Raw genomic sequence first — 14,310 nt, forward strand, 5'->3', positions numbered from 1 at the left:
TTTACAAATTATTGCATCACATCAGGGCTCGTATTTCGGTCCACTCTTTTGCGGAATTTTTCACCGCCGACCACACCCAGAGATACATTTTCACCAATGTGCATGCGCTTTTAAAAGCCGTCTCGAAAGGGGTGCTATTATGGTTGGAACACCTTCTCTATTTCTCGTCAGAGACCTTGTTACAGAACGACTGAGCCAGCAGCCACAGGACAAGCTGCAAACAGCCCTGCAACACATCAACGCCGAACCCGCCTACAGCTATCTCGGGGCCCTGGGTGTCAATCTTTTCGACTTTGTGCCCGCAACGCCGCCCGGTCTGATCGATCCCACCGACAGTGGCCGACGCTACGATGCCCATGCTGCCATCTGGCGCGAGCTTTTCACGATCCTGAGCGATCCCAATGCGCAGGACGACCCGGAACGCAACATCCTGTCGGTGCTGCGCCGGGTGCGCGCGCTGATCCGTCAGATTTCCGACATCGCCGATGAAGAGGATCTGTTGAAGTTTGTACCGCTGCAGGATGACATGGAGCGGTTCGAGGACGATCAGGAGATTATCGAGGATTTCATCCCGCGGCTGACCAACGATGCCGTCTTTGCGCCAATTTTCGATTTGATCACCATCGCTTCGCGCCCGTTTGCCGCCGTGGAAGAGGGAGAAAACCTCGTGGCCCCCGACCTCTGGGCCGTGCGCGATCATCTCAGCGCCTTTCGCACCGGAGCCTTCGCCGAACGCCTTGTCACCCGCGCCCAGGAAGTCTTTGACGCCACCGGAGACCGGAGGTTCCTGGCCTATGCCTATGGCTTCAAGATGTCCTATTGCGGCAAAGCCACCGGCAGCCCGTTCATCAGCTCAATCGTCGGCAGCGTGCCGCGCCTGCATTGGTGGCGCACCCGGTGGATCGAACGTTTTGTCGATGCCTGGGCCTGGGGTTTCTACGATCCCGGCAAACCGGATGCGCTGGAAGACGGCAGCGAGGATTTTCAAAACTGGCGCAGCCTTTGCAATGCGGAGCTGCACAAACGGATCGAACTGGGGGATCTCGCAGGTGCGAACCCCATCGAGGTCATGCAGTCGACGGTACTCAACCGGCCCCTGCCCGATGCCCTGCCCGAAGACTTTCGCAGCTTCATCGTCGAGGCCGTGCGCGACATCTATGGCGATGACGGGGCGCTGGCACTGGTCACGGAACGCCGTGTAAACGATGCGGTGGTCTGGTCCTGGCTGACGCTTTGGTTCACCACAAGTGCGGACTCCCTGGGCTGCAACCCGCCCCCGCCGCTCAGCATCGAAGACGGCACCGCCTTTTTCGATCCATCGACCGCTGATCCCTTCGAGATGGATGATGACGCGGGCGATGACGCGGATGAAGACGCGCCCAACCCGCTGGACGTTGAACCCGAACCCGCGCCGAACATGAAGAAAAGCGTCTGCGGCGCGATCCTGGCTGTTTTAGGCGTGGTTGCACTGGGCCTTTTGGGGCTTCTGCCTGCTCTGGCCGCCATTGCGGGTGGCATCGTTTTGATTGTCACAGGGGTCAAGGACATCAACTGGCCGGTGCTGCGGCGCGACCTTTATGTGGTGAAATGGTATCTCTACAATGCGCTGGATGGCATGAACCGGATGCTGGTTTTCGGCGGGCTTGCGCATCCTTTCAGCATGGAGCTCGACGATGCGGAACTGCGGCTGGAAGCGCCCAACCTCGACAGCCCGCCCTGTGGTTTTCCCGCAGGCCCAAGCCTCTTTACCGCGACCAGCACGGATTTGTTCCCCAACGAAATCTGGGATGCGGACAATCTGCTGCAAAGCTGGATTTGCCCTGCGGCCATTCACGCCACCGGCATGGAAACACCCCCTGCGGTGGGCTTTTCGGGGGTCGGCACGCCCGATCTCTTTATCGACAGACCGTCCGACCCGGATATCGCGGGCCTCATTCTGGATCACAGGAGTTTTCCGGCCCCGGCGTCCTGGCCTGACCCCGGCGCGCCCAATATCTATGCCAGCGCCGTTGATAACGCGATCGATGTGATCCTGCGTGAGGGTGAAGTTCCCTTGCCGGACCTCAACCTGCAAGGCGACCGCGGCATCGGTTTCCACGCCTGGGAATTTGCCGATGCAACCTATCAGCTCCCACTCCAGATCGACCTCGCGTCTTAAGGAGAGTAACGATGACAGCTTCAAAAACGCACCAGAACCCTGGCAAAAAACGCCCCGACCGGAAAAAACCGCCAACCGATCATTGCGACCCTGATGGCGGGCCGAACGACGACCCCAAACCCAAAGAACCGAAACGGCGACGTCCGCGGTTCGATCCCTGCAGCACACCCCCCGCGACACCCTATCTGGTGATCAGGTCCTGGGGGCAAGACCTCGGCGTGCGGCCGATACCGCCCGAAGACGCCGCTAGCCTTGCCTATAGTCCTGACATCCCCTTTGTGCCCGAGCAAACGTCAGACGGGTCGATCATCTTGCAATGCTGGATCACCAATATCGGCTTGGGCCCCGCCGCACCGGTTCAGATTGAGTTTTTCCTGATGCCGCCCAGCATCACCCAGCCTGGGCCGTCGCCTGTGTTGGTCGCGACCGAACATGCGATCATCTCACCCCATACCTCCAAGCTTGTGCGGACGCGGCCACTGTCGTTTCCCAACCCCTTCGGCGGCGGTTTGGCCCAAGGTATCGTGGTCAGATGCAGCACGCCGTTTGACCGCCATGCAGATACGCTCGATCCGGTACAGGATCGGCATGTCGCGGTGATGAATGCCTGGCCGATTATCGATCAGGCACCGGATGTCTCGCTTGGGCTATCCAACCTGACAGCCCGCCCCGCCACGGCACGCGTTGAGGTGTTGACCCACCGGATCAGACTGCGCGGCGATGCCCCCACAACCCCGGCCATCCGAGCCCGTTTCGCCGGGCAGGATTTGTTGGAAATCGGCGAAGGGCGCGCAGATGTCGCCCGACATCTGGACGCAGCACCAGACCTGAAGCTGCGCCACAGAAAGGTGTTTCGGCGCACCTTGAACGGACTTCGTCCGGAACGCGCCCCAAAGGCATCCTTGCAATCGACACCCCAGGCGGACCAGGTGACCCTTGAGGCCAGCGTTGGCGAAACCGCGCGGAAACTATTTCCAACGGCTGATTTTACGCGCCGTCGCGCTGCAACACCGCCGGGCGCCTGTGACCTGCCCCCCGGTCGGCACACGGTCGTTGAAGGTATCGCGCTTGGCGCTTTCGAAGAACGCACCCTCAACGTGAAAATTGCACCGACCCAAAGGCTCAAGGAAGACGAATATCTCGCCGTGCATCTGTTCCACGTGGATGAGGCCGAAAACGTTTTCCAAGGGCGGCTGTGTCTGATGCTTGGCCGGTCCCGGATCAAGGCAGCCAAGGAAAAAACTGCAACCTCATAACAAGTTCAAGGACAATACAATGCACAACGCTCTCAAGATTTCACTCGCCTGCCTTTCCACACTCGCGGTTCTGGGCTGCACGGAAGTTCTGGACAGTCAGGCAAATGGCGCAGCCCCCAGCGGCCCCGGCCCCCTAGCTGGCCCGCCCGCAGGTGACAGCGCATCGTCCTCCGGAAATGTGATATATAATTCGGGGAACACACAACTGCTGGCCGATGGGTCGTCTTCAGGTGTGCTGAACCTCGTGACCGGTGGCAAACCCCACAATACAGACAGCTACTCAATCTCCTTCAGCGGCGTGAAACTAACGATCACCGAAGAACCCATGCTGGCCATTGACGCGCTTGATACAAGTGGCCAATTGGCCTGCGGTCTGGAAATCGCCGGTGGTGAATTCCGTCTGGTTTCCGGCGCGGGCACCAGCATGATCGGAACCTATTCCGGCAATGCCGACCAGCATAATGTGGTGATGCGTTTGGACCTGGACGGCAACCGGTGCTTTGTCGTGATCACTCAAGTGGCGCAGGGCACAAGCGGTCCACAAATACAGGCTCCGATCGAGGCGAACGGTCCGATATTTGCTTCCAGCTTCGGCGACCTCGACCGCCTGCGGGTCGCTTGGGAGGACACCGCCGGTGCCGGCGCAACGAGCTACTTCCTGGGGCGCACGGTCATCTCCAAGCAGAATTGATCTGCGGAACACTGTGCAGGCACATGCGCCACACGCGGATCAACACCGCAAGACAACTCTGTCTGCGAAAGTATCAGCAGGACGTAAGCTCGCTTAAGAACCGGTTCCGTTTCGTCGCTCCGGCAATCCGAATGGCCGACCCGGTGATAGGCCACTTGCCGTCAGGGCGATCGCCTCTGCATCGATCCCGAAATGTCGATACAGATCCTGCACGGTTCCGGTTTGACCAAAGTGTTCAACGCCCAGACCCGCCGTTCGGTGACCCACCACGCCGCCCAGCCAGCTTAAGGTCGCAGGATGACCATCAATGACGGTTACCACAATGGCGTGACGTGGCACGTCCTGCAGCAGTCGTTCGATATGCGCCCGCGCCCCGGCGTCTCTGCGGGACCGGACCCGTTGTGCCGCCTGCCATCCCGCATTCAAGCGATCCGCTGAGGTGACGGCCAACACCCCGATGTCACGACGCGTGCCGGCCAACAGGCCCGCGGCGGCAATCGCTTCGGTCGCGATGGTTCCCTGATAGGCGATCACCAGATCGCAGTTCGGTCCGGGCGGACGCAGCCAATAGGCGCCGTCGACAATACCCTGGCGTAGGGTCGCATCCAACGCGCGAGTGGGCTGTTCAAGCGGACGGGTGGACAGGCGCAGGTAGACCGCGCCACCGGTTTCATCGCGCAGCCAGGTGCGTTCGTCCTGCACCGCGTCACCATCGCGTTGCATGTAGTCAAAGGCCCATGCCATCATCACCGCCAATTCGTCGGCAAAGGCAGGCTCAAAACTCGCCAGCCCGTCCTGGCTCATCCCAATCAGCGGCGTGGCGATGGATTGGTGCGCACCGCCCTCCGAGGCGAGGCTGACCCCGGAGGGTGTGCCCACCAGCAAAAACCGCGCATCCTGATAGCAAGCGTAATTGAGCGCATCGAGCGCGCGGCTGATGAACGGATCGTAGAGCGTGCCAATCGGCAAAAGCCGTTCGCCAAACAGGGAATGGCTAAGCCCGGCAGCGCCCAGAAGCAGACACAGGTTCATCTCGGCGATGCCAAGCTCGATATGCTGGCCGTCGGGTGAGAAGCGCCACTTCTGCGTGCTGGGGATCTGTTCCGCGCGAAAGGTATCGGCCACTTCTGCGCGGCCAAACAACCCCCGCCGATTTACCCAAGGGCCAAGATTGGTCGATACCGTGACATCTGGTGACATTGTCACGATGCGCGCGGCGAGCCCGGTTTCCCCCTTCGCTTGCGCATCAAGTATCTTGCCGAATGCGGCCTGGGTCGAGATTGTCTTGTCCCCTGGCGGTGCGATCTCTGGCACCTCGATGTTGGCTGGAAAGGCACGGCGCGGTCCTTTTGCAAAAAACGGCACGCGGCCCAGGGCCTCTTTCAAGGCTCCGCCCGCATCGTTCAATCCTTCGAAGCGGTCCCACTCGTGCCCTTGCCGCACGCTCATGTCCTTTTGGAACGCGACCAGTTGGTCCTTGGTCATCAGGCCTGCGTGGTTGTCCTTGTGCCCGGCCAGCGGTGTGCCCCAACCCTTCACCGTATAGGCGATAAACGCCGTGGGTGTGTCGTCCTCAATGCCGTTGAAGGCCGCCGTCAGAGTTTCAAGGCAATGTCCGCCAAGATTTGTCATCAACCGGGCAAGCGCCGCGTTTGTACGACGTTCCAACAGGGCTGTGACGTCGCACTGATCGCCGATCTCATCCATCAGCCGTGCGCGCCATGCGGCCCCGCCCTGATAAGTCAGCGCCGAATAAATCGAATTCGGGCAACTGTCGATCCATGTGCGCAGGGCGCCGCCGCCGGGCTCCGCAAAGGCCGCGCGTTGCAACGCGCCATATTTCAACATCTCGACCCGCCAGCCGAAAGCCTCGAATATCCCAGCGATCCGGTCCTTGAGCCCCTCATGGACAATCCCATCGAGGCTTTGACGGTTATAGTCGATGATCCACCAGGTGTTGCGCAACCCTTGCTTCCAGCCTTCTTGCAGGCATTCGTAGATATTGCCCTCATCCAGTTCGGCGTCACCCATCAGGGAAATCATCCGACCCGGTGCAGTGACCCCAGACCAGTCTTTGGCAATCAGGAAATCCTGCACCATGGAAGCGAATGCGGTGATGGCCACGCCGAGGCCTACCGAGCCTGTCGAGAAATCCACATCATCCACGTCCTTGGTGCGGCTGGGGTAGCTTTGCACGCCACCAAAGCCACGGAAATTCTCCAGGTTCTCGCGGGATTGATTGCCCATCAGATACTGAATCGCGTGAAACACCGGCCCCGCATGCGGCTTCACGGCGATGCGGTCTTCGGGCCGCAGAACCGCGAAATAGAGCGCGGTCATGATCGACACCATGGAGGCCGAAGAGGCCTGATGCCCGCCGACCTTGATCTCGTCGCTATCGCGCAGGTGATTGGCGTTGTGGATCGTCCAGCAGGCGAGCCAAAGCACCTTCTTTTCGATTTCCTTCAGCTGTTCCAGATCGGTCATGCCCGTGCAGCCGCTTTGGCCAGCAGCGCCTCTTGATCAACAATCGCGCGTGCCATCCGGCCTTTCCCGATACGCCCCGCGGCATCCTCCGCCCAGACATCAAACCAATAAAGCGGGCCTTCGCTTTGCGTGAACTGCGCCGTTGTTTTCACATCGCCGCCAACGGCTGTGGGCGCAATGTGCGACACTTCGATCCGTGCGCCGACTGAGACTTTGCCGTCTTCAAGAAGCGGGGCAAGCAGTGCCGCGCAGGCCCGCTCCATATCCGCGATCATGAAGGGCGTGCCAAACACGGCGGGCAGCACCTCACCCCCCTCGGCCAAAGCCAAAGCCGTGCGCGTTTCATCCACCTTGTCATGCAATTGATGTGTCGCGCCGGTCTGAAGCGTGGTTTCCATTTGGCCATCCTTTGCCTTAAGCGATTGTCAAAGTGAGAAATCCTGCGGTGTGAAAGCGCACAAGCGTTTCGAAACTGTCCTCAGGTGGGCGTTGTGCCCTACGCCCGGACAACCGCTCGGGACGTCCGGTGGCGGCACAAATACCCAGCATCGCGGCAACCATCGCAGAAAAGCCGTCAACAACATCTTCGGGGTCCGCTCCAGCCAGTGCGCGTTGCAATTCGGCGATGTATTCACGCGCTGTTTCATCGTAGTGGCGCGCGATAATTTCCGTTCCCAGCGGCGAGTTGGCCAGCCGACCCATCAATGCCGCGTAGTTGCGCCACCCCACGTCGCCATGGCTGGCCGACTGTATGAATGGGCTGACATAGTCGCGCACCAATTGCACAATCGGGATCGCATCCCCGCCCGCGCGCTGCCGTGCCTCTGCCAGTGCCTCGCGGCGCAGACCCGTCATAATGTCAGCGCGGCGCGCGACCACGGCATCAAACAGCTGTTCTTTCGGACCGAAATGATAGCCGATGGAATGGATCTGCAAGCCCGCCGCCGATGCCACGTCCCGGATTGACGCGCCATCGTACCCACGGTCGGCAAAAAGCTGTTCGGCGGCGTCCAAAATCCGTTCACGAGTTTCACCCGACCGGCCCCCCTTGGGACGTCCGGGTTTGCGCACCGTCGCGGGTGCCTGGTCCAGTTTCAGACTGCGAAGCTCTTGACGCATCGTCATGCCGCCTGGCGCCTTGGTGCCAGCATCAAAATCTGGCGCGCCTCGTCCGCCGTGGCCACGCGGCCCCCCAGCGTCTCGATCAGGGTCTTCGCCGCGCGCACCTGATCCGCATTGGAGGTCGACAACTCGCCCGGTCCCGCCCAGAGCGAATCCTCCAGCCCGACACGGACGTGGCCACCGCCCGACACAACGGTGGCGGCGACCCGCATCTGATGCGCACCCGCCCCAAGCGCCGACCAGACCATATCATCACCAAACAGCCGCAGCGCGGTGCGGCGCATATGCGCGATGTCATCGGGGTGCGCGCCAATCCCACCCAGCAAACCGAACACCGTTTGCACGAAAAACGGCGCCTTCACCGCACCTTTGTCTGCGAAATGCGCAAGGTTATAGAGATGCGCGGTGTCATAGCATTCAAATTCGAACCGTGTGCCATTGTCGCGGCAGGCATCAAGAATATAGTCGATATCCTTATAGCTGTTGCGGAAAACCAGATCCTTTGACCCTTCAAGATGCGCCTTTTCCCAACCCTCAAGGTCGGGGTAGCGGCGCTGCATCGGGAACAGCCCCATATTCATTGATCCCATGTTGAGCGACGCCAGTTGCGGCGCAAACTGCGCGGCCGGGCGCACCCGTTCCTCAACGGTCATATAGGGGCTGCCGCCCGTGGTCAGATTGAGCACGGCATCGGTTTGTGCGCCGATCTGCGGCACAATGCGGCCAAACCCTTCGACACTTTGATCCGGTTGTCCGGTCTCGTCATTGCGCGCGTGCAGGTGCAGGATCGCCGCCCCCGCTTCCGCCGCCGCAACGGCGGAAGCCACGATTGCATCCGAAGACGCGGGCAAATGCGGCGACATGGCGGGCGTATGAATCGCACCGGTGATGGCACAGGTGATAATGACGGGGCGACGTTTCGACATCTGGGCTCCTATCCGGTCGCTGCCTGCTCCGCGTCGCGGATCAACCCACGCAGGATTGGTGGCGTAACCGGCAGCGATGCTATCTTAACGCCGCGATCCGACAATGCATCCTCGATTGCGCTGGTCAGTGCCGATGGCGCCCCAAGCCGCCCGCCTTCACCGCCGCCCTTGATGCCGTATTCAGTATAGGGCGACGGTGTTTCGACATGACCCAGTTTGAAATTGCGCGGCATTTCATTGGCCGTCGGCATGGCGAATTCAGCGAAATTCGGGTTGGTGAACTGCCCGTCGTCGTCATACTCGAACACCTCGCTCAGCGTGGTGCCGATGCCATTGGCTGTTCCCCCCCAGACCTGGCCCGCCAGGGTGCGCGGGTTCACCATGGTCCCGTTATCATGCACGGCGGCATAGTCGAGGATCTCAACCTTGCCGGTGCCGGGATCTACCTCGACCGCAACGATGTGGCAGATATGGCCGACGATGGGATAGAAAATCCCAAGGTGGCTGCGGTCTTCCGCCGGGTCCGTCGACAGGGGGTGATCATACACCGCCGTCGTTTCGATCCCACTGTCGAATTCTTCGCCATCGGGAAAGCTGAGCCGGAAGAAGCTGGAGGTCAGCGCGATCTCCCCAAAAGCCTTCTCCTGATCTTTCAAGCCCTTCACTGCGACCGCCCCGTTGCGGAGTTCCACATCCTCGGGACGGCGTTGCAGCATATGCGCGCCGAACCGTTTCAGTTTCTCCTCCAGCTTGATCGAGGCGCTCACGCAAGCGCCGGCAATCATCGCCGTGAAGCGACTGCCTTGCGGACCGACGCCGTTAAAGCCCGACTGGCTGTCGGAGTAGTTGAACACGATATCTTCGGGCGCGATGGTCAGGCGTTCGGCGAGGATTTGCGCCACCACCGTTTCAGGGGAGTTTCCAACCATGGGTGAGTTCAACGTCACAAACATCTTGCCCGACGGATCAAGCCGCACGGTGATGCCCTCGGGCGTCGAGGTCAGCGTAAATCCAGGTGTCTCCTTGTTGTTGAGCGACCACCATTCTGTGGGGCCATACACGCTGCGTTCCATGCAGGTTGCAAGTCCTACGCCCACACAGCGCCCCTCGGCGCGCATCGCGCGTGCCTTGCTGCGCCAGCCATCGAAATCAAACATCGTCTTGGCCTCTTCCAGCACCTTCTGGAAATTGCCGCTGTCATAAATGTTGCCGGTCGGAATCATGTAGGGAAACTGGTCCGGCTGGATCATGTTCTGCTCGCGCAACGCCACCGGATCGCGACCCAACTCTTCGACGGCGGCATCGACCATCCGTTCCATCACCCAATTGGTCACCTCTGAGCCGAAACCGCGATAAGGACCCTGCTGCGTCTTGTTGGTCAGAACCGCCATGACCCGCATCCCGAAACTCTGGATTTGATAGGGGCCGGTGACCTGCGCCATCGCGTTGCCATGGGTGCCAACACCGAATTGCAGATAGGCGCCGTAATCGTCCATCACGGTGAACCGCAGCGAGGTGAAAGTGCCATCCTCAGCCATGGCCAGTTCCGCATCGTAAAGACGATCAGACCCATGGCTGTCGGAATTGGTGAAATGCTCCAGCCGGTCCTCGATGTATTTCACCGGCACACCTGCGAGCCGGGCAAGACCCGCTGTCAGGATGATAATTTTGTGGTTGAACACTTTCGAGCCAAAGCTGCCGCCCGTCAGCACAGGAATGATCCGCAATTCGCCCGGAGACACGCGCAACGATCCACCGATCACAAAGGGGATGAAATTGTAAAAATTCGAATTGGAATGGATCGTGTAGCCGCCTTTGAAGGGATCAAATTGCGCCACCACGCCGCATGTCTCAATCGCCTGTGCGGAGGATCGCTGCCAACGCAGCCTCCGTTTCACAACAGTATGGGCTTCGGAAAAGTGCTGATCCACATCGCCAAAGCTGAAACTCTCATCCAGCGCCACATTGCTGTCACGGTCTTCGGGATGCAGCAACGCGTCCCCTGTTGCCGCAGCAGCGACTTCCAGATCGACGTTAGGGGGTAGTATCTCCCACTCGACTTCGACCAGTTCGGCGGCATCCTCTGCGACATATCGATCCTCTGCCACCACCGCCGCCACGACCTCGCCGACATGGCGCACCTTGCCCACAGAAATCGCATGCTGCGTAATAGGCGGCGCGGCGAAGCTGGGACACGGATCGGCAACTGTTGCCAGGTCTTCTCCGGTATAAACCCCAATCACGCCGGGCAGCGCCTTCGCCTTTGAGGTGTCGATACTGACAATACGCGCATGTGCATGCGGGCTCGATACCATCGCCGCGTGCGCCATGCCGGGCACGGCGACGTCGTCAATGTAGCCGCCCTTTCCCGACAGGATCCGGGGGTCTTCGACGCGCTTCATGCTTTGGCCAATCCAGGTCATGCCGGTGCGCGGCACCTCACGTTGACGGCTTGGGGGAATGACGTTGCTTTTGAGATGCGATGACATGGCTGTAGTCCTCCTGCGTCAGACGGGCTGAAGCGTGGTTTCGGTGTCTGCCTCGCGCAGTTTGACCGCGGCAGAGCGAATGGCGCTGATGATGAATTCATACCCTGTGCACCGGCACAGATTGCCGGAGATCGCCTCGCGAATTTCATCGTCCGTGGGGTCGGGGTTCTGTGCCAGCAGCTCTTGCGCCGTAGCCAGCATGCCCGGCGTGCAAAAACCGCATTGCAGCCCATGTTCTTCCCAGAACGCCTGCTGGATCGGATGCAAGGCATCGCCCCGCGTTAGCCCCTCAACGGTCGTGATCTCGGAGCCTTCGACCTGCACGGCAAACATCAGACAGGACCGCACGGCCTGCCCATCGACAATCACGTTGCAGGAGCCACAGACCCCGTGTTCGCAGCCGACGTGGGTGCCGGGAAGGGACAACTCCTGGCGGATGAAGTCGGATAACAACATGCGCGGCGGTACCGTTGCCTCGCGCGCGCGCCCGTTGACGGTCAATCTGAATGATACTTTGGTCATGTTCGTCCCCCCTCTGTGAATTGATTGCCCGTCATGTGGCGCGGGCCACAGCGTCGTTGAGCACGCGCGGCAGCAAGGCACGGATCAGGTCACGCTTGTATGCCGCACTGCCGGCGTTGCTTTCGGCGGGTGTCGCTGCGTCGGCAACGGTGTCTGCCACCGCATCGAACAAGAACGCGCCGGGCGTTTGTTCGGTCAGGGCAGCTTCGGCATCGCTGAGCCTTGCAGCGCAGTCGTTGACCCCGGCCATGGCGATGCGGGGTGCTGCGATTTTACCATCACTGATCCGAAGCGTCGCAACGACCGTGCACCAGGCATAATCACCACGACGCATCGCCACTTCTTCAAATCCCCATCCAGTACCAGCCGCGGGTTTTGGAATGCGTACTTCGGTCAATATTTCGTCGGCTGCGATGGCAGTTTCATAGGTTCCGAGGAAAAAGTCCTGAGCTGCAATCACCCGGCTGGTTCCAACCTTTGACAGCACCAAGTCAGCTTCCAGTATTTGCATGATCGCGGGCATTTCAGACGCTGCATCTGCATGGCACAGATTGCCGCACAGCGTGCCACGATTGCGGACAGCGGCATGTGCGATCCAGTCGTATGCCTCTGCAACAATGGGAAAATGTTCTTTGATCAGATCCGAAGACTTGATCGCCGCGTGCCGCGCCAGCGCCCCGATTGCGATCACGCCGCCATCGTCGCGAATGTAGTCCAGCTCTGATAACCGGTTGATGTCGATCAAACGCTCTGGCTGGGCCAATCGGTAGTTCATCATTGGAACGAGGCTTTGCCCACCCGCGAGAATGCGGGTGTCCCCGTCAGAGGCCAGCAGCGCGAGGGCGGCTTGCAAATCGGTGGGACACTCGTAGTGGAATGCAGATGGTTTCATGTGTTTTCCTCCCTCTTTCCCGTCAGCCCGCGAAACGCGGCTCGGGCACACCGCGAATGCCCAACCCGCGAATGCGAAACAGGCTCCCGGCGGCGAATTGCGGTTTGGTCTGTTTTGCAAACCCGTCATGCGCAGCAGGATGGGACACCCGCGCCATCGACGTGACATAGATGTCTTCAAGATCGGGTCCGCCAAACATCACCGATGTGATGTTGCGCACTGGCATAGAGATCTTGCGCTCCACGCTGCCGTCTGGCGCATAACGGATCAAATCGCCTGAAATGACCTGAGCATTCCAAAGATACCCCTCGGCATCCACGGTGGAGCCATCTGCAAAGCCCGCATCAGCATGGGTCGAAGCAAATACACGCTTATTGGACGGCAGCCCCGTGGCCAGATCGTAATCATAGGCCCAAATCTCGTTTTTAAAGGTGTCGGCGAAATAGAATGTTGCGTCGTCCGGGCTCCAACAGGGGCCATTGGAGCAAATGATCCCGTCTTCGATCCTGTGCAGGCTAAGATCCGGGTCAAGCCGCCATAGCCCGCATATCCCCAACTCTTCTTTGTCGTCCATGCCGCCAGCGAAAAACCGGCCAAGACGGTCGCATTTGCCATCATTCAAGCGTGCGCGGGATGGATCATCATCGACCGACACAATCAACTCCGTTTTACCGCTGTCGAAGTCAAACGTGTAAAATCCATCTGTCAGCGCCAGCACAGCACCGCCACCCTTTCGCAGCGCCAAGGCGCCGACATCTCTGGACGATGGCCAGGATTGCATCGTGCCCGTCTGAGGATCCAGCTGCCAGACCGCATCCTTGCCAACGCGCGGTCCGGTGCTGTCGACCCAATAAAGCAGCCCTGTCTCGACATCCCAAACCGGGCCTTCACCCAGATGATTTTCGCATTTCAAAAGGCACTCTATCGTGAAGTCGGCGACCACATCCAAATCCTTGCTGTCTGAGGCGACTCATCTCATTAGACAAGTTAGCAATATTTTATACATACGTACAATTAATTAAATGGATTCATCAGATCGGCCTTTTGGCTTCACCCACCAAACCGCTTTTCGACCGCGCTAATATGTTGAGATAGCATAAAAGTTCGAGTCAGTGCGGTTGGGGGGTACCTCATCAAAAGAGAACACTGATGCCGCACTCGACCTTCTTGATCAATTGATTGTCTCCGGAATCGATCAAGCTTTTACGATATTCGCTCAACCTACGCTTCTCGGTGGGTGTATTTTCTAAGTCCGATACTTATGTACGTCCCGAACGTTGAATGTTTGATAGAACCAGCACCACAACCACGAAGCCACAGCCCATCAGCATGGATCGATCCAATAGTTCGTCGAGGATCGACAAACCCAGAACAACACCGAACACGGGCATCAGATTGGTAAAGCCGGTCGGCAGCAAACCAACGCTCGCCGGCCGTGACATCAATTTTGGTGCTGGTGTAATTCGGCGACCACGGCGTGTGGTATATCTTCTGTTTGTCTTGGCCGGGGGTGATGTCGCCTTTGATCGGAAACCTGCCATCCGGCAGCTCGGCCAGGGCGCGGTTCCACTTATCATTCCGGAAATCCCAAGGCGTCTGTGTTGGCGCCTGCCACACGCCTTTGGCTTGCTCCCGCGAAATCGCTTCCAGATCAGTCTATTCTAACTGTACTCAACAAATGCCCAGGCTACAGCCGCTACATCATCGCCTGGAAGCTCTGCACGACGATGAGAGCCGAGGATGTGACCGACACGCTCGATCTGGCGC

Annotated in this window: 12 protein-coding genes; 3 read left to right on the forward strand and 9 right to left on the reverse strand. The window is 59.5% G+C overall.

All coding sequences use genetic code 11. The annotated features are described in order from the left end of the window. Window positions 1-139: 139 nt before the first annotated feature. Genes Q1A20_RS03815 through Q1A20_RS03825 form a run of 3 tightly spaced genes read left to right on the forward strand, consistent with a single transcriptional unit; the run spans window position 140 to window position 4,105 of the window. A complete protein-coding gene (locus tag Q1A20_RS03815) occupies window positions 140-2,158 on the forward strand; it encodes a hypothetical protein (RefSeq protein WP_299915964.1) in 2,019 nt (672 codons plus the stop codon). Window positions 2,159-2,169: 11 nt separating this feature from the next. Further along, complete coding sequence (locus Q1A20_RS03820) at window positions 2,170-3,414, forward strand: hypothetical protein (RefSeq protein WP_299915966.1); 1,245 nt, start codon at window positions 2,170-2,172, stop codon at window positions 3,412-3,414. A gap of 19 nt (window positions 3,415-3,433) precedes the next feature. Beyond that, window positions 3,434-4,105 (forward strand): hypothetical protein, encoded by a 672-nt coding sequence (locus tag Q1A20_RS03825; protein ID WP_299403350.1) that lies wholly within the window; start codon window positions 3,434-3,436, stop codon window positions 4,103-4,105. 93 nt (window positions 4,106-4,198) lie between these two features. Here the strand turns inward: Q1A20_RS03825 and Q1A20_RS03830 are convergent, their stop codons facing one another. The 9 genes from Q1A20_RS03830 to Q1A20_RS03870 all read right to left on the reverse strand — a co-directional run bounded on the left by Q1A20_RS03830 (window position 4,199) and on the right by Q1A20_RS03870 (window position 13,985). Further along, window positions 4,199-6,592 (reverse strand): transketolase, encoded by a 2,394-nt coding sequence (locus Q1A20_RS03830; RefSeq protein WP_299915968.1) that lies wholly within the window; start codon window positions 6,590-6,592, stop codon window positions 4,199-4,201. Then, window positions 6,589-6,990, reverse strand: coding sequence for a hypothetical protein (locus Q1A20_RS03835; protein ID WP_298970435.1), 402 nt, complete (start codon window positions 6,988-6,990; stop codon window positions 6,589-6,591). Before Q1A20_RS03835 ends, Q1A20_RS03830 begins: the two co-directional genes overlap by 4 nt. A 16-nt stretch (window positions 6,991-7,006) precedes the next feature. Then, window positions 7,007-7,717, reverse strand: a complete 711-nt coding sequence (locus Q1A20_RS03840; protein ID WP_299915970.1) for a TetR/AcrR family transcriptional regulator — start codon at window positions 7,715-7,717, stop codon at window positions 7,007-7,009. Beyond that, a complete protein-coding gene (locus tag Q1A20_RS03845) occupies window positions 7,714-8,640 on the reverse strand; it encodes a 3-keto-5-aminohexanoate cleavage protein (RefSeq protein WP_299915972.1) in 927 nt (308 codons plus the stop codon). Before Q1A20_RS03845 ends, Q1A20_RS03840 begins: the two co-directional genes overlap by 4 nt. A gap of 8 nt (window positions 8,641-8,648) precedes the next feature. Then, entirely contained in the window at window positions 8,649-11,129 is a 2,481-nt protein-coding gene (locus Q1A20_RS03850; RefSeq protein WP_299403335.1) for a xanthine dehydrogenase family protein molybdopterin-binding subunit, read from the reverse strand. 18 nt (window positions 11,130-11,147) lie between these two features. Next, a complete protein-coding gene (locus tag Q1A20_RS03855; RefSeq protein WP_299403332.1) occupies window positions 11,148-11,651 on the reverse strand; it encodes a (2Fe-2S)-binding protein in 504 nt (167 codons plus the stop codon). Window positions 11,652-11,682: 31 nt separating this feature from the next. Next, entirely contained in the window at window positions 11,683-12,543 is an 861-nt protein-coding gene (locus Q1A20_RS03860) for a xanthine dehydrogenase family protein subunit M (protein WP_299403329.1), read from the reverse strand. 22 nt (window positions 12,544-12,565) lie between these two features. Further along, window positions 12,566-13,486, reverse strand: a complete 921-nt coding sequence (locus tag Q1A20_RS03865; protein ID WP_299915976.1) for an SMP-30/gluconolactonase/LRE family protein — start codon at window positions 13,484-13,486, stop codon at window positions 12,566-12,568. 316 nt (window positions 13,487-13,802) lie between these two features. Then, window positions 13,803-13,985 carry a hypothetical protein gene (locus Q1A20_RS03870; protein WP_299403324.1) on the reverse strand — a complete coding sequence of 61 codons (183 nt, stop codon included), beginning with the start codon at window positions 13,983-13,985 and terminating at the stop codon, window positions 13,803-13,805. Window positions 13,986-14,310 lie beyond the last annotated feature (325 nt).

Source organism: uncultured Roseobacter sp. (assembly GCF_947501835.1).
In the GTDB taxonomy this organism is placed as follows: Bacteria; Pseudomonadota; Alphaproteobacteria; order Rhodobacterales; family Rhodobacteraceae; genus Roseobacter.

Coding starts and splice junctions, on each gene's coding strand:
- Q1A20_RS03815 (WP_299915964.1), top strand. CDS start 140: ATGGTTGGAACACCTTCTCTATTTCTCGTCAGAGACCTTGTTACAGAA.
- Q1A20_RS03820 (WP_299915966.1), top strand. CDS start 2,170: ATGACAGCTTCAAAAACGCACCAGAACCCTGGCAAAAAACGCCCCGAC.
- Q1A20_RS03825 (WP_299403350.1), top strand. CDS start 3,434: ATGCACAACGCTCTCAAGATTTCACTCGCCTGCCTTTCCACACTCGCG.
- Q1A20_RS03830 (WP_299915968.1), bottom strand. CDS start 6,592: ATGACCGATCTGGAACAGCTGAAGGAAATCGAAAAGAAGGTGCTTTGG.
- Q1A20_RS03835 (WP_298970435.1), bottom strand. CDS start 6,990: ATGGAAACCACGCTTCAGACCGGCGCGACACATCAATTGCATGACAAG.
- Q1A20_RS03840 (WP_299915970.1), bottom strand. CDS start 7,717: ATGACGATGCGTCAAGAGCTTCGCAGTCTGAAACTGGACCAGGCACCC.
- Q1A20_RS03845 (WP_299915972.1), bottom strand. CDS start 8,640: ATGTCGAAACGTCGCCCCGTCATTATCACCTGTGCCATCACCGGTGCG.
- Q1A20_RS03850 (WP_299403335.1), bottom strand. CDS start 11,129: ATGTCATCGCATCTCAAAAGCAACGTCATTCCCCCAAGCCGTCAACGT.
- Q1A20_RS03855 (WP_299403332.1), bottom strand. CDS start 11,651: ATGACCAAAGTATCATTCAGATTGACCGTCAACGGGCGCGCGCGCGAG.
- Q1A20_RS03860 (WP_299403329.1), bottom strand. CDS start 12,543: ATGAAACCATCTGCATTCCACTACGAGTGTCCCACCGATTTGCAAGCC.
- Q1A20_RS03870 (WP_299403324.1), bottom strand. CDS start 13,985: ATGTCACGGCCGGCGAGCGTTGGTTTGCTGCCGACCGGCTTTACCAAT.